The following is an 18,539-nucleotide window of genomic DNA, read 5'->3' as shown; positions in this document are numbered from 1 at the left end:
CAACACCGGACTCGTGCGGGGGGCGGTGCCCCCCGCCCCCCCCCACACCCCGCAACTGGATCCACATGGACTCCGCGGGTCACCCGCCGACGGTCGCTTTTTGGATCAGCAGGTTCTGCTTCGGCGGGCCCGACGCCGCACCCGGGGCATTCGGGGTGAAACCGCCTGCCAGGACCTTGTCGAGGACGGCGAGTCCGGACGGGTCGATGGTGCCGACGGTCGAGTAGGTCAAGGGGAGGTCGGTGTCGTCGGCGAGCAGGAAGAACGTCGTGGATCCGGTGGCACCCTCGTCATCGGGCAGATCGAGGATGCCGACGGTGCCGCGTGGATAGGTGACCTGCGGTACGCCGTCGTCGTCGGTGCCGGCCGACGGCAGGTTCTCGGGCAGCTCGTCGGGGCTGGTCCAGCCCGGGTTGGTGCCTTCCCGGCCACCGGACGAGCCGCAGATCAAGTACTGCCGCGAGGCGCGGTGACACTTGCTGTTGTCGTAGAAACCGGACTCGATCAACGACACCATCGCCCCCACGTTGCAGGGCGCCTCGGCGCGGTCGAGCGTCAGGTCGATCGTGCCCTGGCCGGCGATCGGGATCTGTGCGTCGACCGTTCCGGTGTTCGGCTGGCTCGCGGCGGGAGCGGGCTGGGTGATGCCGCCGACCGCGGTCCGTGTGGGGTAGTCGCATGCGACGGTGCCCGCCGGGATCGCACTGGTCGACGTGCTCGGCGGGGCCGGGTCGTCGCCGCCCGAACCGGCCAGGACCACGATGATGCCGGTGACCGCCAGCGCGATCACGACCAGCCCGGCACCCACCGCGATGGCCACATTCCGTCCGGTGTTCGATTTCCGAGGCGGGGCGGTCGGGGTGCCCCACTGGCCCGGGCCCGCGAACTGTTGCGGGCCGGAGAACTGTTGCGGGCCGGAGTGCTGGGGAGCCGAATAGGACTGGGGGCCCGAGCGCTGGGGACCCGGGTAGGACGGCGCGCCCGAATGCGACTGGGGTCCCGAATAGGACTGGGGACCCGAATGTCGTTGCGGGCCGGACTGTCCCGGCGGTGGCCCGAACCCGGGGGCGCCGCCGGGCTGTCCGGGTACGGGTGTGCCGGGCGAGATGACCGTCCGATCCGAGGGGACCGGACTCCCTGGCTTGCGAAACGCGTCCGAGCCGGGCCCTCCGGGCGCGTAGGTGGGCGGGGCCATCGGGGGTGGTGTCACGATGCGCGGTGTCACCGTCGGCGGTGCCGACGACGCGGGCGGTTCGGTCAGCGCCGACGCCGCGGCCCGGATCAGTTCGCGCGCCGTCGGATAGCGCTGCGCCGGATCCTTGGCGAGTCCGCGCGCGATGACCGGGTCGAGCGGACCGCCCATCGTCGGCGGTTCCTTGGTGATGTGCGCGGCCATCAGACCCTGATCGGTTTTCACCGGATACGGGGTCTGACCGGTGACACATTCGTACAACACGCAGGCCAACGCGTAGTTGTCCGAACTGGGCCCGGCGGGGTCGTCACCGAACCGCTCCGGCGCCATGTAGGCGAGTGTCCCGAGCGCGGTCCCGATCTGGGTGAGGCGGCTGTCGCTCGCGCCCTGCGCGATGCCGAAGTCGACGAGGTAGGCGAAGTCGTCGGCGTCGACGAGGATGTTGTCCGGCTTGATGTCTCGGTGGACGAGGCCGTTGCGGTGCGCGGCGTCGAGAGCCGACGCCACCTGGCCGAGGATCGCAACCGCCCGGGCGGCGGGCAGCGGACCGGCGGCGAGCACCTTGCGCAGGTCCTGCCCGTCGACGAGCCGCATGTCGATGAAGAGGACGCCGTCCTTCTCGCCCCAGTCGTGGATCGGGATGACGTGCGGGTCGGAGAGCTTCGCCGCGGTCTTCGACTCCCGCTCGAAACGCTCGCGGAAGTCCTTGTCGTGCACCAGGTGTGGGGGCAGGAGTTTCAGGGCGACGCGGCGTTCCCGGACGGTGTCGTAGGCCTCGTAGACCTCACCCATCCCGCCACGACCCAGGAGTCTGTCGATGCGGTACGGACCCAGCGTCGTACCCGCACGCGACGATGGATCGCTCACGTCATCCTCGGTTCCTCGGCGTCGGGATCGAACCCAACCCTATCCATTGGCGACGACAGGTGTGCAGCGTGTGCCGGCAGCCGGGTCACGACTCCGCGTCCGGCGGGTGGCTGCGCGACCACCCGGTGCTCAGGGCTTGTCGGTCAGGGCCTCGCCGCGGGCGAACTCGCGGGCCCGGGCACCGGAGAGGATCTGCGCCGGTAGCGGATCACTGAGCAGGGTGCGGACGAGCGTGGCCGACGGATCGAGCGGGGTGTCGCTGCCCGCGATCACGATGTTGCCGGTGCGTCGACCTTTGAACATCGCGGCGTCGGCGATGAGCGCGAGATGGCCGAACACCGATCCGACGGTCGCGGCTTCGGCGCGGGCGCCGGCGAGGTCCCGGCTGTCGCCGCAGTTGGCGAGATACAGGCCGCCGGGGACGAGGACGTCGCGGACGCGTTCGGTGAATTCGCGCGTCGTGAGGTGCCGTGGGGTGCGATCGCCGGCGAACGCGTCCCGCACGACGACCTCGCGGGTGCCCGGTTGCAGCGACTCGACGACCTGCCGCGCATCGCCGACCCGGATCCGGAGTTTCGGCGCCCGCGGGAGGTCGAACCACTCCCGTACGAGGCGTGCGAGTTCGGCGTCGATCTCGACGGCCACCTGGCGGGCGTCCGGGTAGCGGTGGTCGAGGTGGCGCGCCAGCGCGCAGGCGGCCCCACCGAGATGCAGGACCCGTAGCCGATCGGTCGTGGGGTGCCGTTCGTCGATGACGGCCGCCATCTGCCGCAGGTACTCGAAGTCGAGCGCGGTCGGGTCGTCGGGGTGGATGTGCGAGCTGTGCGCCCCGTTGATGGTCAGCAGCCACCCGCCCGCGATGGTGTCGGGGCTCAACTCGGCGACGCCGGTGTCGATGTCGTACCGACCGGGTGTCGGGTGTGCGGTTGTCCGGGCCACGGGGGCCAAGTGTGGCACGACCATCTGTGGATACCATCGCGCGGTGCCCAGACCGTCGCGTTTCCGTAGTCCGCACCCCGATCGCCGTCGTGGTGACGTCACCGCGGCGGGGTTGGTGGCCGGGTTCGTGCTCGACGAGCTGTTCGGTGATCCGTCGCGCGGTCACCCGGTGGCCGGATTCGGACGGCTGACGGGTGCGGTCGAGCGGCGTATGTACCGGGACTCGCGGGCGGCGGGCGTCGGGCTGGTCGGGGTGATGGTCGGTTCGACGGTGGCGCTCGCGGCGTTGCCCGGTCGGCGATCTGCAGGCGTCGTCGGCGTCGCGGTGACCGCGGCGTCGACGTGGGTGGCGCTGGGCGGCACGTCGCTGTGTCGGGTCGGCGATGCGGTCGCGCAAGCGTTGGAGGCCGAGGACCTCGAGGGTGCGCGAGCGCTCATTCCCAGCCTGTGCGGCCGGGACCCGGAGTCACTCGACGAGGCGGGGCTCTGCCGTGCAGCTCTCGAGTCGATCGCCGAGAACACCTCCGATGCGACCGTCGGTCCGCTGGTGTGGGGTGCACTGGCGGGTGTCCCCGGAGTGCTGGGGTATCGGGCGGTCAACACGCTCGATGCGATGGTCGGCTATCGGAGTGAGCGCTACCGGAACTTCGGCTGGGCGGCCGCGCGCCTCGACGATCTCGTGAACCTGCTGCCCGCGCGGCTGGCGGGTTCGCTGCTGGTGGTGATCGGCGGCGCCCCGCGGCGGACGATCGCGGCGTGGCGCCGGGACAGCAGTGCCCACCCGAGTCCGAACGCGGGGGTCGTCGAAGCCGGGTTCGCCGGGGCGCTGGGGGTGCAGCTGGGCGGTCGGACCGTCTACCCGTACGGCGTCGAGATGCGTCCGACGCTCGGTTCCGGACCGGCGCCGGGGCCGGCCGATCTCCGGGCCGCGGTCGCCTTGTCGCGGCGCGTGCAACGCGCGACGGTGCTCACCTGCGCGGTCGTCGCCGTGGTACGACCGGGCGTCGGAGCCGCGGCGAGGCGGCTCAGCCGCCGTATCGCCGGGTGAGCTTGTCGCGGACGTCGCCGGATTCGTCACCGGCGCGCGGGCCATGGCCGATGTCGCCGACCTGCTGGGTCACCGTCGTCCCGGCGGCGGCCCGCAATTCCTCTCGACGGTGCTGCCGGCGCTGGGAGCGGGACTCGACGGTCGTGGTGGCAGCGGCGACCGGGTCGGACGGCTGGTCGACGGCGGTGTCGGCGGCCGCGGTCGCCGATGTCTCGGTGGCCGCAGCGGCAGCCCGGCGACGGGCGCGGATCTCGGAGTAGAGGAAGTAGCCGACGCCGAGGGGGGCCATCACGCCGAAGGCGAGCCACTGCAGGCCGTACGACAGGTAGGGGCCGGTGTCGAGCTGGGGCAGCGGGATCTCGCCGAGCGAGCCCGGCTGGTCGGGGGAGAGCTGCAGGTAGAAGTCGTCCATCGGGGTGGACGTCGCCGCGGACACCAGCCCCGGGTTGATGGTCGCGACGGTCAGTGCGCCGTTCTCGACGCGTGTGCCGCGGTCGGTGCTCACGCTCTCGGCGGCCCGGATGCGGCCGTCGACGGTTTGCTCGCCGACGGGCGGGGCCGGGATGTCGGGGACCGCTCCCTCGACCGGGCGGACGAAACCGCGGTTGACGAGGATGACCCGGTCGGACCCGCTGACCGCGAACGGGGTGAGCACCTCCACCGCGGGGCGCTGATCGACGTTGCGGAGCCGGACGAGAGCCTGCCGGTCCGTCAGGTACCGCCCGGTCACCGCGACCGAACGCCACTCCGAGGACGGCACGAAGGTCGACGACGGCGCCACCTCCGCCAACGGTGCCGTCTCGATCGACGTGGCAGTGCGGATCAGGTCGTTGCGGCGTTCGGTGTCGGAGTTCTTGCCCAGCTGCCAGGGCGCGAGCAGGGTGAAGCAGGCCACCGCGAACGCCGCGACCACGAGACCGAGGGCAATCCACCCGGGCCGGAGGATCGTTCGCAGTACGTGCACACCGCCCAGGCTACCGAGCGGGGGTAGCCTGATCGAAATGCGAGACTTCCTCTGCTTGAAGTGCGGTCAGCGTCTCTCCTTCGAGAACAGTCTGTGTCTGAACTGCCGGAGCCCGCTCGGCTTCTGGCTGAAGACCAGGACCATCCACGTCCTCGACGACCAGGCGCGCGTGGAGGTGGACGGCGTGCTGCTCGAACGCTGTGCCAATACCAAGGTCGCGCAATGCAATTGGCTGGTGAAGTGGAGCGGCAAGCCGACCATGTGTGAGTCGTGCCGCCTCACCCGTACCCGTCCCGGCGACGACGATCCCGAGGCGCTGGTCATCTTCGGCCAGACCGAGACCGCCAAGCGTCGCCTCATCCTGGAACTCGACGAACTCGGGCTCCCCATCGAGACCCGGGAGGAGAACCCGGAGTCCGGGCTGGCCTTCGACCTGCTCTCCAGTGCGAAGCAGTCGGTCATCACCGGTCATGCGAACGGCGTCATCACCCTCGACCTCGCCGAGGGGGACGACGTCCACCGCGAACAGATGCGCGTCGAACTCGCCGAACCGTACCGGACCGTCCTCGGGCACTTCCGGCATGAGATCGGCCACTACTACCAACTCGTCCTCATCACCGACGAGCGACGAGCGGGCTTCGAGGAGCTGTTCGGAAACCCCGACGACGACTATCAGGCGGCTCTCGACCGCCACTACAGCGAGGGCGCTCCCGAGGGCTGGCGGCAGGACTTCGTGTCCTCATACGCGACGATGCACCCGGCGGAGGATTTCGCGGAGACGTTCGCGCACTACCTGCACATCCGCGACACGCTCGACACCGCAGCGGCGTTCGCCATGGCGCCCGCGGGCACGACCTTCGACGGGGTGCCGCCCGGGGACGTGGGATTCGACCGGGTCATCGACGAGTGGCTACCGCTGACGTGGGCGCTCAACCAGATCAACCGGTCGATGGGCCATCCCGACCTCTACCCGTTCGTGCTGCCCGAGACGGTTCTGACAAAGATCCGCTTCGTGCACAATCTCATCGCGCCGGCGGCCTGAGACTGAGTCCCTGATCCGAAAGAACGACCCGCCCCCTGCTCCCTGAGGAGCGCCTGGAGCTTGCGGAGGGCGCGTCACGAAGGGTCTTCGCAACCGACCTCTTCAAGACCCTTCGTGACGGCCTCCGCAAGCTCCGGCCTCCTCAGGGAGCAGTAGTTGGGCTCGCTCCGAGGGCAACGAGTCTTGTCAATGCGGGCGCTCCTCAGGGAGCAGTAGTTGGGCTCGCTCCGAGGGCAACGAGTCTTGTCAATGCGGGCGCTCCTCAGGGAGCAGAGGACAGACCGGCGGTTTTGTGGTTCTTTCGGATCAGGACACCCCGAGTTCGGCCCGCACCCAGTCGATCAGGCCCGGCATCGAACCCTCGATCTGTTCGCGTGTCACCACGAAGTCGTCGGGGGTGCCGTAGTACGGGTCGGCGAGATCGAGGTCGTCGGCGGGCGCGGACGGATCGAACGAGCGCAGCAGTCGTGTGCGGTCGCCGAGACGTTTGCGTTCGAGTTCGCGCACGTGGCCCTCGTCCATCGCGAGCAGAAGGTCGGCCTCGAAATGTTCGGGTCCGATCAACGCGGCGACATGTGCGTCGGAGTAGCCGTGCGCGACCAATTCGGTTCGCGCGCGATTGTCGGCCGGCTCACCGATGTGATAGCCGCTCGTCCCGCAACTGGACACGCGCACCTTGCCGCCGAGTCCGGCGTCGTCGAGTGCCGTTCGGAAGATGTTCTGCGCCATCGGTGACCGGCAGATGTTGCCCGTACACACGAAGCAGATGTGAAGTTCGTCAGACACTGCTACCCCAACAAGTCGATTGCGCCTGCGCTGATCGTCGGGTGCTGGTCACGCACCCAGGACGTCGCGGAGTTCGGCCACGGACTCGACCACCCAGGTCGCACCCTGGTCCTCCCCGCCCAGAGCGTAACCCCACCGCACGAGAATCGCTGAGATGCCGAATTCGGCCGCGCCCAGCACGTCATGGCTGCGGTCGCCGATCATCACGACCGGAGTGGTCACGTGCCCGGTCTGCGGGTCGGTGGGCAGTCCGAGTTCGGCGAGGGCGGAGGCGATCACGTCGGCTTTCTCGCGGCGGGTGCCGTCGTCGCTGGCCCCGGCGATGTAGCGGAAGTGTCCGGCCAGACCGAAGTGCTCGAGGATCCGACGCGCGGTGGTCTGGTTCTTCGACGTCGCGATCGCCAGGGTCCGGCCGCCGGCGGCCAGATCGGCGAGCAACTCGGCCATCCCGTCGAACACCGAGTTCTCCAACCAGCCCACCTCGGTGTATCGCTCTCGGTACGCGCGCATCGCCTTGTCGGCCGTCTCGGGCGAGAGTCCCAGGGCATCCAGCGTGTCGATCATCGGCGGCCCGGCGATGCCGGCCACGATGCGCGGATCGGGCTCGGGCGCCCCGACCACGGCGAGAGCATGCCGAAAGCTGTTCTCGATACCTGCGAAACTGTCGGTGACCGTGCCGTCGAGGTCGACGAGTAGGACGGTCTCGGGATGGCGGGGATCCGGCGTCGTCGTCACCTCTCCATCGTGCACGTAAGGTCTGAACACATGACAGTTGGGTACGACGCGCTCGACGTCGAGACCGGCCCGGCCGGGACACCGCCGCCGCGCGCCGATCTGACCGACCCGGAACGTCACGGCGACCAGGACGCCGCGCCGGGGCTCGTCGACTTCGCCGTGAACGTCCGCGGTACACCGCCCGCGTTCGTCCTCGACGCCATCCGGTCGGGACTCGACGATCTCGCGCGATATCCGACCGGAGTGCAGGAGCGACGCGCCGTCGACGCGATCGCCGCAGCACACGGCCGTCGCCCCGAGGAAGTGCTGCTGCTCTCCGGAGCCGCCGACGGGTTCGAGATGCTCCCGCGACTGGGGGCTCGTCACGCGGCCCTGATCCAGCCGTCGTTCACCGAGCCGGAGGTCGTGCTCCGCGCCGCGGGCATCCCGATCACGCAGGTCGCGCTGACCGCACCCTGGGAGCTGCCCGGTCCGGGAGACAGCGGGACCACCGTGCCGGACGACGCCGATCTCGTCATCATGGGCAATCCCACGAACCCGACGTCGGTGCTGCACCCGGTCGAGGCCATCGCCGCATTGCGCAGGCCGGGACGGATCCTCGTCGTCGACGAGGCCTTCGCCGACCTCACCCTGGGCGCCGACGGGTCACTCGAACCCCAGTCCCTCGCCTCGGTCGACTGGCCCGACCTACTCGTGATCCGCAGTGTGACAAAGACTTTCGGTCTCGCTGGACTCCGCGCGGGTTATCTGCTCGGGCCGGTCGACCTGCTCGATCGACTCCGTGCCGGCCGACGACCGTGGGCCGTGTCGACCCCCGCGCTGGCCGCGCTGACCGCCTGTGTCGAGCAACAGGGGCAGCGATACTGCGCCGCGGTCGCGCGGCGGGTCGCCGACGAGCGCAGCGAGATGGTCGCCGAGCTGACGCGGATCGGGCTCCGAGTGGCGGCCGAGCCCGCGGCGCCCTTCCTGCTCGTCGAGATGAACCACGCCACCGAGGTGAAGCAGCGGCTGATCCGCCACGGATTCGCGGTGCGCAGCTGCGCCAATTTCGTCGGCCTCGGCGACTCGCATCTTCGTCTTGCCGTCCGGGCACTTCCGCAGGTCCGCGCGCTCACGCGGGCGATCGAGTTGGTACGAGAGGAGATCGACAGTGGAACCGGCGAACGCGTCTGACGCGACTGTGACGGTGGGCGACGTGGTCGACGTCGTGGAGCGGGCTTATCCGCCCGCCCTCGCCGAATCGTGGGATGCGGTCGGTCTGGTGTGTGGCGACCGGGCCGACCCGGCGCGCGGCGTGCTGGTGTGCGTGGACGTCACCGATGCGGTGGTCGACGCCGCGGTCGCGGCCGGCGCAGGGATCGTCGTCGCCCATCACCCGCTCCTCCTGCGCGGTGTCACCACCGTGGCCGCCGACACCCCCAAGGGCCGGATCGTCCATCGGCTGATCCGCAACGGGATCGCGCTACTGTGCGCACACACCAACGCCGACAGTGCGCGGCCCGGCGTCTCCGACGCGCTGGCCGACCGGCTCGGGCTGCGCGGCACCGTCCCCATCGACCCGAAACCGGTTGCGGCAATGGACAAGTGGGTCGTGATGGTGCCGGAGGGCAACGTCGAGCAGGTCAGCGAGGCGATGTTCGCCGCGGGTGCGGGGGCGATCGGCGACTACCGGGACTGCTCGTGGACGGTCGTCGGAACCGGGCAATTCGAGGCCGGCGACGACGCCTCACCGACGATCGGCGAGATCGGGATGCGCACCCACGTCGACGAGGCGCGGGTCGAGATGGTCGCCTCGCGCGGACTGCGGGCCGGCGTCTTGCGCGCCTTACGCGACGCGCACCCGTACGAGGAGCCGGCCTTCGACGTGTTCGAACTGGCCGACCTGGGCAGCGACGTCGGGCTGGGTCGCGTCGGGTCGCTCACCGAGCCGATGACGTTGCGCGACTTCGTCGCCGAGGCCGCCCGGGTGTTGCGAACCCCGGCGGGTGTCCGCGCCGCGGGAGACCCGGACGCGCTGGTGCGGACCGTCGCGGTGTGCGGCGGGGCCGGGGACTCCTTGCTCGGACGTGTCCACGGTCTCGGCGTCGACGTCTACCTGACCGGTGATCTCCGTCATCATCCGGTCGACGAGAGTCTGCGCGACGGTGGGCCGGCCCTGGTCGACGCCGGACACTGGGCGACCGAGTTCCCGTGGTGTGCGCAGGTCGAAGCGTTGCTCGAGGCCGAATTGGGCACGCCGGTGAGTGTCTTCGAGGCGCCGACCGATCCGTTCGCGCTGCACAGTGCGGGCTGACTCGGGAGAAACCGAGCCGCCGCCGGCTCTCGCGCGCCCCCCGCGTACGGTGGGGGGACTTTCGCCGAAGAGGAGACCGCAATGAAAGTCGACGCCGCCGTGCAGCGACTGCTGCTCGATCTCGCGGACTCCGATGCCGAGATCAATCGTCTCGTTCATCGCCGCAAGACCCTGCCGGAGGACGCCGAGATCGCCGAACACAATTCCGCGATCGATGCCGCCCGTGACGATCTGGTGCGCGCGGAGATCGCCGCCGAGGACCTCGGACGCGAGTACCGCCGGATCGACTCCGAGGTGACCGGTATGGCCAACCGTGAGGCCAAGGACTCGGCCCTGTTGACCGCCGGTGGCCTGGCGCCGAAAGCGTTGTCGGAGTTGCAACACGAGCTCGCGGGCCTGGGTCGCCGGCGAGCGGTGCTCGAAGACGAGATGCTGTCGCTGATGGAGCAGCAGGAGGCCGTCGAGTCCGAACGCACCCGGGCCGCGGCGACCATCAGCCACCTCGAGGAGAAGGTCGCCGAAGCGCAGGTCCGGCGCGACAAGTCCCTCGGGACCATCGACGAGGACCTGTCGCGCGCGCGGGAGCGCCGCGAGACCCTCGAAGCCGAGATCGATGCGCCGCTGCTCGCGATGTACGACAAACAACGTGCCGGCGGCCGTATCGGCGCCGGCCTGCTGCGGGCACGCCGATGCGGTGCCTGCCGGATGGAACTCGACCGCGGGACCATCGCCACCATCGCCGCGGCGCAGTCCGACGAGGTGATCCGGTGCGAGGAGTGCGGCGCGATCCTCGTGCGGACCGCCGAGTCCGGGATCTAGATACATGACCGCGACCGCCGAAGAGTCTGTCCCCGAGGGAGATTCGGCGACCAAGGCGCCGTCGTGGCAGGGTCGGCGCAGCGACCCGACCCGGTTGATCCTGCTCCGGCACGGCCAGACGCCGCTGTCGGTGGAGCGGCGCTACTCCGGGCGGGGCAATCCCGACCTCACCGACGAGGGCCGACGCCAGGCCCGCGCCGCCGCCGCGCGCGTGGTGCGCGAGGAGGGGATCGCCGCGATCGTGACCTCGCCGCTGCGGCGTGCACGATCGACGGCCGAGGAGGTCGCCGTGCTGACCGGGATCGACGTCGTCGAACATCCCGGGCTGATCGAGAACGACTTCGGTGACTGGGAGGGTCTGACGTTCACCGAGGCGTCGCAGCGTGACCCGGATCTGCACCGCGCGTGGCTGTCCGACATCACCGTGCCCGCGCCCGGCGGGGAGAGCTTCGCGCAGGTCGCCGAACGTATTTCGCGGACGAAAGCCGAACTGCTGCAGAGGTATCCGGGTCAGACCGTGGTGCTGGTCTCGCATGTCACGCCCATCAAGACGCTGCTGCAGGACGCGCTCGGCGTCGGACCCGAACTGCTGTTCCGGCTGCACCTCGACCTCGCGTCGGTGTCGATCGCCGAGTACTTCGACGACGGCGGCTCCGTCGTGCGGCTCGTCAACGACGCCGCGCACTGGCACGTCTGACCGCGGATGTTTTGTGCCGTCGCCCCGGGCGTATCCTGAGTGCGCGAACGAGTCGGCCGGGCGGCCGCGGGGCGCGGAACGGGCGGTCTCCCGCCACGCCGCGCATCGAGGAAAGTCCGGACTCCGCAGAGCAGGGTGGTTGTCAACGGCAACCCGGGGTGACCCGCGGGACAGTGCCACAGAGAACAGACCGCCGGCCGCGAGGTCGGTAAGGGTGAAACGGTGCGGTAAGAGCGCACCAGCGGCACGGGTGACCGTGCCGGCTCGGTAAACCCCACCCGGAGCAAGGCCGAAGCACGCACCTCACGGTGCGTGTGCGCGGGCGTCACGAGGGCTGCTCGCCCCAGCCCGCGGGTGGGCCGCTCGAGGTACCCGGCGACGGTGTGCCCAGATGGATGGTCGCCGCCCACGCGGTCTCACGACCGTGCGGGAACAGGATCCGGCTTACGTGCCGACTCGTTCGCCTCACTCTTCTCTAGGGTTGGGGGAGTGAAGCGCATCCTCTCCGCCCCCGACATCGACTTCGCCGGTATACGCACCGAACTGGGCGTCGACGAGGAGTACGGCGACGATGCCCTCGCCGAAGCCCGGGCCACCGCGCAGATGATCGACTCCGGCGCTCCGGGTGCCGACCGGTACGCCGACGTCCGCGAGGACCACACCGGCGTCCCCTTCGTCACGATCGACCCGCCGACCTCCCGAGATCTCGACCAGGCGGTGCACCTCACCGCCGACGGCGACGGGTTCGTCGTCGACTACGCGATCGCCGATGTCGCGGCACTCATCACCCCCGAAGGTGCTCTCGACCAGGAGAGTCGACGACGCGGCGCGACCGTGTACTTCCCCGACGGCTCGGTCCCGTTGCACCCTCGCGCACTGTCCGAGGGCGCGGGTTCCCTTCTGCCGGAGCAGGTCAGACTGTGTGTGCTGTGGACCATCCGGGTGGCCGGCGACGGATCGGTGACCGATGTCCGGGTGCGGCGGTCCCGCATCGCCTCGGTCGCGCGCCTCGACTACGCCGGGGTCTCGGCCGATGCAGCCGCCGGCCGGCTGCATCCCGCCATCGCCGCCCTGCCCGCATTCGGCGAACTGCGACGCGAGGTCGCGCTGGCGCGGGGCGCGGTCGAACTCGACCTGCCCGACCAGACGGTCGTCCGCACGGCCGACGGGTGGCGTCTTGATCTCGAGGCACACACACCCGCCGACATGTGGAACTCGCAGGTGTCGCTGCTGGCCGGGATGTGCGCGGGCACGATCATGACCGAGGCCGGTGTCGGGCTGCTGCGCACCCTGCCGCCGGCCGAGGAGGACGCGATCGAGGATCTGCGTGCCGCTGCCCGGGCCCTCGGGGTTCAGTGGCCGGCCGGCTTGCCGGTGGGCCGGTTCCTGGCGGGGCTACCGGGTGGCGAGCCGAGCACGCTCGCCCTGCAATCGGCCGCGGCCGGGCTCATGCGGGGTGCCAACTACCTCGCCCTCACCGGACCCGACGAGCCCGTCGATGACGCGCTGATGCGGCATTCGGCGATCGGTGGGCTCTATGCCCATGTCACCGCACCGCTGCGGCGGCTCGGGGACCGGTTCGCCACCGAGGTGTGTCTGGCGATCGCATCCGGTACGCCGGTACCGGACTGGGTGCACCGCGCGTTGCCGACGCTGCCCAAGATCCTGCGGTCGGCCGACACTCTCGGCGCCACCGCGGATCGCGCGAGCATCGACCTCGCCGAAGCGGTGATTCTGCGGGAGCGGGTGGGTGAGCGGTTCGACGCGGTGGTGATGTCGGGCGCGACCGAGCGCAGGCAGGCGCAGATCTTCCTGTCCGATCCGCCGGTGGTCGCGCGCTGCGCGGGTGATCTACGCCCCGGCGACCGCGTGGTCGTCGAACTCACCAAAGCCGACGAAGTGACCCGGACGGTGGAGTTCCGTCGGGTCTGAGCCGTGGTTTGCAGAGTGGCTTCGACTCGGCGCCTCGCTCCGCTCGGTGCCGGCTCAACCAGCGGCCGGTTGGTCAGAGTTCCTTGGCGACTCGGCGGTACGCGGCGATCGCGCGGTGCCCGTCGGCCTCGAGCCGGGCGTCGATCCGGCCGAGTACGAACATGTCGGGGCCGCCGAGGGTGCCGGCCGAGGCGATCTGTGCGAGTCGCGTCCGGTTGATCCGGGTGTCGTTGAAATCGCCCAGCGCGGACTGGATCTTCTTGGCCGCCACGCCGACCTCGCGATACTTCTTCTTGCCGAGCGGTTCGGTCGCGTCGATGCTGTAGCGCAGCCGCTTGGCCCGCTTGCGGATGGTGTGCAGCTGCTCCTCCCACTCGTCGGAACCCTCGGCGAAGCCGGCGAGACGAGCCTGTGCGCGGTGGATGTGCTTGCGGCTGCGGGCGATCGCCTTGTCGACGACCGTGGTCGCCGGGATGTCGGCGTCGGGGCCCGGTGGGGGCGACGCGATCAGGCCGTCGATGCTGTCGAGCAGGGCGAAGTACCGCTTCGACGACATCGCGGCGTGTGCCGCGCGCAGGGCGCGATCGTGGGCGGTGACCTCGGTGCCGGCGAGCTCGGCGAGCAGCTCCGGCGAGGCGTTCTCGCCACGCAGCAGTGATTCGCTCAACTCGAGCTGCACCTCTGAATCGCGTGCGTCGCCGAGGATCTGGGCGAGCAGCTTCAACTCGGCGCCGATGTGGGCGGTGCGCTCGGCGTCGAGGACGGTGGGGAAGCCCGACAACACGCTGCGCAGGCGGCGGCACGCCACGCGCATCTGGTGCACCGCGTCGGGGGCGTCGACGCGCACCAGGGGATCGTAGGCGACCAGCGAATTGCGGTGCAGCGCAATGTCGGTGACGACGAGTTCGAGTGCGGTGGGTCGCTTGGACAGGCGCGGTTCGTGCACGGTCGGGGTGGCGCCGATCGCACGGGCGAGTTTCGACGCGCTCGACGCCTCGCGGCCGCCCCCGGCACGCAGCGCTTTGTCGGCGGCCTTCAGGAGCTTCGGCGTGCCACCGGCGAGGAGCTCGAACTCCCACTCCGCCCACTGCTGGCTGTGACCGCCGGGCAGGAGCGACTGGGCGGTGACGAGGTCCTCGGCGAGTTCGGCGAGCGGCTCGTCGTCGGCGCCGAGCAACCGGGTCACGGTGCGCGTCGTGGAGATGACGGCGACCGGCATCAGGGTGCGTTCGCGGATGTGGGCCAGGACCGGCGTCGACAGTGCGGCGGGGACGTCGCCGTCCGCGGGAGCCTCGTCGAAGCCCACGTGCAGCTCTCGCCGGGTTCCCGGAATGCCCGTGGGGCGCTTGAGGTGCCAGCCCTGGTCGCTTCCGCCGGTACGCCGCCGCATGGTGATCTTGTTGCCGGCGAGGTCGAGGTTCTCGGTGTCGAAGTAGGTGGCGTCGAGTGAGAACGTCTCAGGGGTCGTCGCCGAGACGACGCCGGGCAGCACCCGCAGGTCGGGGGCCACGTGTCCGGCGTCCACGTCGAACTTCAGCTCCACCTCGACCTGCTCGGATGCGGCCACCTGTTCCTCCTGGTTTCTCGACGGCTGTCCGTCGAGCTTAGTGGTGCGCGCGGAGTACTGGCGTCGGCTACCGCGCGAACCGGTCCGTGGCCTCGATCAGGTGATGTCTGATACCCGGCTCGTACGACGCGTGCCCGGCGTCGGCGACGATGCGGAGATCGGCAGCCGGCCAGGCGCGGTGCAGGTCCCAGGCGCTGCGCATCGGGCACACGACGTCGTAGCGGCCCTGCACGATCACGCCGGGGATGGAGGCGATCGTGTCGATCTCGTCGAGGAGCTGACCGTCGCGCAGGAATCCGTGATTGACGAAGTAGTGGTTCTCGATCGATGCGAAGGCGAGGTCGAAGCGGTCGGTGTCCTTCTTCTGGGGGTCGTCCGTCGAGGAACCGTCCGACTCCTCGTCGGGGCGGGGGAGGAGATAGCTGGTCGCCTGCTCCCAACCCGTCCAGGCGCGGGCGGCGGCGCGGGCCGTCGCGGCGTCCCCGGAGGTGAGCAGGCGGTGATAGGCCGCGACGAGGTCCCCGTCGCGTTCGTCGACGGGGATGGGCTCGAGGTAGCTCTCCCACAGATCGGGGTAGATGTTGGCGGCCCCGCCGTTGTAGTACCAGTCGATCTCGCTGCGCCGCAGCAGGAAGATGCCGCGCAGCACGAGTTCGGTGACCCGGTCGGGATGGGCCTGCGCGTAGGCCAGACCGAGTGTCGAACCCCAGGAACCGCCGAAGACCTGCCAGCGGTCGATCCCGAGATGAGTACGGAGGCGCTCCATGTCGGCGATGAGATGGGGTGTCGTGTTGACGGTGAGGTCCGCGCCGTCGGCGATGTGGGGCCGGGACTGTCCGCAGCCGCGCTGGTCGAACAGGACGATCCGGTACCTCGCCGGGTCGAAGAACCGGCGCTGCGCGGGGGACGTCCCGCCCCCGGGTCCGCCGTGCACGAACACGGCGGGTTTGCCGTCCGGGTTGCCGGAGGTCTCCCAGTGGATCTGCTGGCCGTCGCCGACGTCGAGATGGCCGGAGGCGTAGGGCTCGATCTCCGGGTAGAAGTTCCGCATGGACGCCAGCGTAGTGCTGGCGTCCGGGCTCTCAGTAGCTGTGTTCGGGGCCGGGGAACACTCCGCGGCGCACCTCGTCGGCGTATTGCTCGGCGGCCGACCGCAATTCACCTCCGACATCGGCGAAGCGCTTGACGAACTTCGCGGTCTTGCCGTGGGTGAGTCCGGCCATGTCCTGCCACACGAGCACCTGCGCGTCGGTCTCGTTGCCCGCGCCGATGCCGACGGTCGGGATGGTCAGCTTGCGGGTGATCTGCCCGGCGAGCTCGGCCGGCACCATCTCCATCACCACGGCGAAGGCGCCCGCCTCCTGGACGGCGATGGCGTCGGCGACGAGCTGATCGGCGCCGTCCCCGCGGCCCTGGACACGGAAGCCGCCGAGCCCGTTGACGCTCTGCGGGGTGAACCCGATGTGGGCCATGACCGGGATGCCGGCCGCGGTCAGCGCCGCGATCTGCGGGGCGACGCGTTCGCCGCCCTCGAGCTTCACCGCGTGCGCACCGGTCTCCTTGAAGATCCGGAACGCGTTCTCGAGCGCGTGTTGCGGACCGATCTCGTAGCTGCCGAACGGCATGTCGGCGACGACCAGTGCATGCGGTGCGCCGCGTACGACGGCGCGGATGAGCGGGATCATCTCGTCGACGGTGACCGGGATGGTGGTGTCGTAGCCCAGGACGACGTTGGCGGCGGAGTCGCCGACCAGCAGGACGGGGATCTCGGCGGCGTCGAAGATGCGGGCGGAGGAGTAGTCGTATGCGGTGAGCATCGACCACTTCTCGCCCTCGGCCTTCATCTGCGCGAGGTGGTGGATGCGGGTCACGCGTCGCTTGGCGGACTGGGCGGGGGCGGACGCGCCGTATACCGAGGAATCGGACATCGTTGTCTCTTTTCTGCCTCGAGTCCCGACTGGCCGGAGAGGGCGCGGCGGGTACCCGGGTTGAACACGGACGTAGGCCATTGTTTCACCAGGACGACCGGTTGTGACCTGCCACCTTTATGCAATTGGTCACAGGCGAAAAGGGGTCCGAGATCGCCGTGTGCGTCTCTGTCGGCAGTTCACTTGGGATTTCGTGTCCGGCCCGGCGTCCCAGCTACTGGTCGGACGTCTCACGATGTGGGATGCCGTCCGTAAAACTGCAGCACAGCGAGTTGGAATTGCGCGTGTAACACGGATTTAACAGCGTACTTCTAATGTCGGCGACCATGGATCGCCAAAAGGAATTCGTGCTGCGGACCCTCGAAGAGCGCGACATCCGCTTCGTCCGACTGTGGTTCACCGACGTCCTCGGTTATCTGAAGTCCGTGGCGATCGCCCCGGCCGAACTCGAGGGCGCGTTCGCCGAGGGTATCGGCTTCGACGGCTCGTCCATCGAGGGATTCTCCCGGGTCTCGGAAGCCGACACCGTGGCCAAGCCCGATCCGTCGACCTTCCAGGTGCTGCCGTGGACCACCTCGGCCGGTCGGCACCATTCCGCGCGGATGTTCTGCGACATCGCGATGCCCGACGGCACTCCCAGTTGGGCCGACTCACGGCATGTGCTGCGCCGGCAGCTCAACAAGGCCGCCGACCTCGGCTTCAGCTGCTACGTCCACCCCGAGATCGAGTTCTTCCTGCTCAAAGAGGCGCCCCTGGACGGGTCGGTGCCGACTCCCGCGGACTCCGGGGGGTACTTCGACCAGGCCGTCCACGACGCCGCGCCCAACTTCCGGCGGCATGCCATCGAGGCCCTGGAGTCGATGGGCATCTCGGTCGAGTTCTCCCACCACGAGGGCGCGCCCGGTCAGCAGGAGATCGACCTGCGCTACGCCGACGCGCTGTCGATGGCCGACAACGTCATGACGTTCCGCTACCTCATCAAGGAGGTCGCGATCAACGAGGGCGTCTGGGCGACGTTCATGCCCAAGCCGTTCAGTGAGCATCCCGGGTCGGCGATGCACACCCACCTCAGCCTGTTCGAGGGCGACCTCAACGCCTTCCACAACCCCGACGACCCGATGCAGCTCTCGGTCACCGGAAAGAAGTTCATCGCCGGCATCCTGCATCACGCCTCGGAGATCAGTGCGGTCACCAACCAGTGGGTGAACAGCTACAAGCGGCTCATCCACGGTGGTGAGGCGCCGACCGCGGCCACCTGGGGCGGCGCCAACCGCTCGGCGCTGATCCGACTCCCGCTCTACACGCCGAACAAGGCGTCCTCGCGCCGCATCGAGGTCCGCAGCCCCGACTCCGCCTGCAATCCGTACCTGACCTTCGCGGTGCTGCTGGCCGCCGGGCTCAAGGGCATCAACGAGGACTACGAGCTGCCCGACGAGGCCGAGGACGACGTCTGGGCGCTCACCTCGGCCGAGCGTCGCGCGATGGGCTACAAGGAACTCCCCGGCAGCCTCGCCGACGCGCTGAAGGAGATGGAGAACTCGGAGCTGGTCGCCGAGGCCCTCGGCGAGCACGTGTTCGACTACTTCCTGCGCAACAAGTGGACGGAATGGACCAATTACCGCAGCCTCGTGACCCCGTTCGAGCTGCAGAACTACCTGCCGCTGTAAGGGCTGCCTTGCCCGGTCGGGGACCGCGATGTCGTGCCGATCGGATCCGGTCGCTACTTTTGT

At 69.7% G+C, this 18,539-nt stretch carries 16 protein-coding genes and 1 other RNA gene; 9 read left to right on the top strand and 8 right to left on the bottom strand.

Features of this window, described 5'->3' with window-relative positions; all coding sequences use genetic code 11:
• Positions 1–79: 79 nt before the first annotated feature.
• Both M4D77_RS13015 and M4D77_RS13010 read right to left on the bottom strand, forming a co-directional pair.
• Entirely contained in the window at positions 80–2,059 is a 1,980-nt protein-coding gene (locus M4D77_RS13015) for a protein kinase domain-containing protein (RefSeq protein ID WP_078112780.1), read from the bottom strand.
• 129 nt (positions 2,060–2,188) lie between these two features.
• Positions 2,189–2,998, bottom strand: a complete 810-nt coding sequence (locus M4D77_RS13010) for a spermidine synthase (RefSeq protein WP_078112781.1) — start codon at positions 2,996–2,998, stop codon at positions 2,189–2,191.
• 43 nt (positions 2,999–3,041) lie between these two features.
• On the opposite strand from M4D77_RS13010, the gene M4D77_RS13005 reads away from it, so the two are divergent.
• Complete coding sequence (locus M4D77_RS13005; protein WP_058253130.1) at positions 3,042–4,046, top strand: cobalamin biosynthesis protein; 1,005 nt, start codon at positions 3,042–3,044, stop codon at positions 4,044–4,046.
• Here M4D77_RS13005 and M4D77_RS13000 read toward each other — a convergent pair.
• Entirely contained in the window at positions 4,024–5,010 is a 987-nt protein-coding gene (locus M4D77_RS13000) for an SURF1 family protein (protein ID WP_176455916.1), read from the bottom strand. The two genes, M4D77_RS13005 and M4D77_RS13000, sit on opposite strands and share 23 nt — an antisense overlap.
• A gap of 37 nt (positions 5,011–5,047) precedes the next feature.
• Here M4D77_RS13000 and M4D77_RS12995 point away from each other — a divergent pair, with 37 nt between their 5' ends.
• Positions 5,048–6,052, top strand: a complete 1,005-nt coding sequence (locus M4D77_RS12995; protein WP_058253129.1) for a putative zinc-binding metallopeptidase — start codon at positions 5,048–5,050, stop codon at positions 6,050–6,052.
• Between the two features lie 306 nt (positions 6,053–6,358).
• Here M4D77_RS12995 and M4D77_RS12990 read toward each other — a convergent pair whose 3' ends face one another.
• Both M4D77_RS12990 and M4D77_RS12985 read right to left on the bottom strand, forming a co-directional pair.
• Entirely contained in the window at positions 6,359–6,838 is a 480-nt protein-coding gene (locus M4D77_RS12990; protein WP_058253128.1) for a low molecular weight protein-tyrosine-phosphatase, read from the bottom strand.
• Between the two features lie 48 nt (positions 6,839–6,886).
• A complete protein-coding gene (locus tag M4D77_RS12985) occupies positions 6,887–7,573 on the bottom strand; it encodes an HAD hydrolase-like protein (protein ID WP_078112869.1) in 687 nt (228 codons plus the stop codon).
• Positions 7,574–7,603: 30 nt separating this feature from the next.
• Here M4D77_RS12985 and cobC point away from each other — a divergent pair, with 30 nt between their 5' ends.
• The 6 genes from cobC to M4D77_RS12955 all read left to right on the top strand — a co-directional run bounded on the left by cobC (position 7,604) and on the right by M4D77_RS12955 (position 13,314).
• Positions 7,604–8,746, top strand: a complete 1,143-nt coding sequence (gene cobC / locus M4D77_RS12980) for an Rv2231c family pyridoxal phosphate-dependent protein CobC (protein WP_078112782.1) — start codon at positions 7,604–7,606, stop codon at positions 8,744–8,746.
• A 7-nt stretch (positions 8,747–8,753) separates the two neighbouring features.
• Positions 8,754–9,866, top strand: a complete 1,113-nt coding sequence (locus tag M4D77_RS12975) for a Nif3-like dinuclear metal center hexameric protein (protein ID WP_139363018.1) — start codon at positions 8,754–8,756, stop codon at positions 9,864–9,866.
• 81 nt (positions 9,867–9,947) lie between these two features.
• Positions 9,948–10,685: a zinc ribbon domain-containing protein gene (locus M4D77_RS12970; protein WP_226513575.1), complete on the top strand. Its 738-nt coding sequence runs from the start codon at positions 9,948–9,950 to the stop codon at positions 10,683–10,685.
• 4 nt (positions 10,686–10,689) lie between these two features.
• On the top strand, positions 10,690–11,382 hold the full coding sequence (locus tag M4D77_RS12965) for a histidine phosphatase family protein (RefSeq protein ID WP_226513574.1): 693 nt from the start codon (positions 10,690–10,692) through the stop codon (positions 11,380–11,382).
• A gap of 48 nt (positions 11,383–11,430) precedes the next feature.
• Positions 11,431–11,845, top strand: an RNA gene (gene rnpB, locus M4D77_RS12960) — RNase P RNA component class A.
• Between the two features lie 26 nt (positions 11,846–11,871).
• A complete protein-coding gene (locus M4D77_RS12955) occupies positions 11,872–13,314 on the top strand; it encodes an RNB domain-containing ribonuclease (protein WP_226513573.1) in 1,443 nt (480 codons plus the stop codon).
• Between the two features lie 73 nt (positions 13,315–13,387).
• On the opposite strand, the gene M4D77_RS12950 is transcribed toward M4D77_RS12955, so the two are convergent.
• From M4D77_RS12950 to panB, 3 genes are all read right to left on the bottom strand, one after another.
• Positions 13,388–14,881: a CYTH and CHAD domain-containing protein gene (locus M4D77_RS12950; RefSeq protein ID WP_065630068.1), complete on the bottom strand. Its 1,494-nt coding sequence runs from the start codon at positions 14,879–14,881 to the stop codon at positions 13,388–13,390.
• Positions 14,882–14,948: 67 nt separating this feature from the next.
• Positions 14,949–15,932, bottom strand: coding sequence for a prolyl aminopeptidase (pip, locus tag M4D77_RS12945; protein ID WP_078112787.1), 984 nt, complete (start codon positions 15,930–15,932; stop codon positions 14,949–14,951).
• A gap of 31 nt (positions 15,933–15,963) precedes the next feature.
• On the bottom strand, positions 15,964–16,809 hold the full coding sequence (gene panB, locus M4D77_RS12940; protein ID WP_226513572.1) for a 3-methyl-2-oxobutanoate hydroxymethyltransferase: 846 nt from the start codon (positions 16,807–16,809) through the stop codon (positions 15,964–15,966).
• A 326-nt stretch (positions 16,810–17,135) separates the two neighbouring features.
• Here panB and glnA point away from each other — a divergent pair, with 326 nt between their 5' ends.
• Complete coding sequence (gene glnA, locus M4D77_RS12935; protein WP_226513571.1) at positions 17,136–18,476, top strand: type I glutamate--ammonia ligase; 1,341 nt, start codon at positions 17,136–17,138, stop codon at positions 18,474–18,476.
• Positions 18,477–18,539: the final 63 nt, after the last annotated feature.

This window comes from Gordonia sp. p3-SID1431, from assembly GCF_025143765.1.
Lineage (GTDB): Bacteria > Actinomycetota > Actinomycetes > Mycobacteriales > Mycobacteriaceae > Gordonia > Gordonia hongkongensis.
Note: the sequence above shows the minus strand (reverse complement) of the source record. Positions and strands in the feature narration are given on the sequence as shown.

Excerpts from the sequence above, each read along its gene's own strand:
- M4D77_RS12995 (WP_058253129.1), top strand. The coding sequence starts at position 5,048 with ATGCGAGACTTCCTCTGCTTGAAGTGCGGTCAGCGTCTCTCCTTCGAG.
- cobC (WP_078112782.1), top strand. The coding sequence starts at position 7,604 with ATGACAGTTGGGTACGACGCGCTCGACGTCGAGACCGGCCCGGCCGGG.
- M4D77_RS12970 (WP_226513575.1), top strand. The coding sequence starts at position 9,948 with ATGAAAGTCGACGCCGCCGTGCAGCGACTGCTGCTCGATCTCGCGGAC.
- M4D77_RS12965 (WP_226513574.1), top strand. The coding sequence starts at position 10,690 with ATGACCGCGACCGCCGAAGAGTCTGTCCCCGAGGGAGATTCGGCGACC.
- pip (WP_078112787.1), bottom strand. The coding sequence starts at position 15,932 with ATGCGGAACTTCTACCCGGAGATCGAGCCCTACGCCTCCGGCCATCTC.
- panB (WP_226513572.1), bottom strand. The coding sequence starts at position 16,809 with ATGTCCGATTCCTCGGTATACGGCGCGTCCGCCCCCGCCCAGTCCGCC.
- glnA (WP_226513571.1), top strand. The coding sequence starts at position 17,136 with ATGGATCGCCAAAAGGAATTCGTGCTGCGGACCCTCGAAGAGCGCGAC.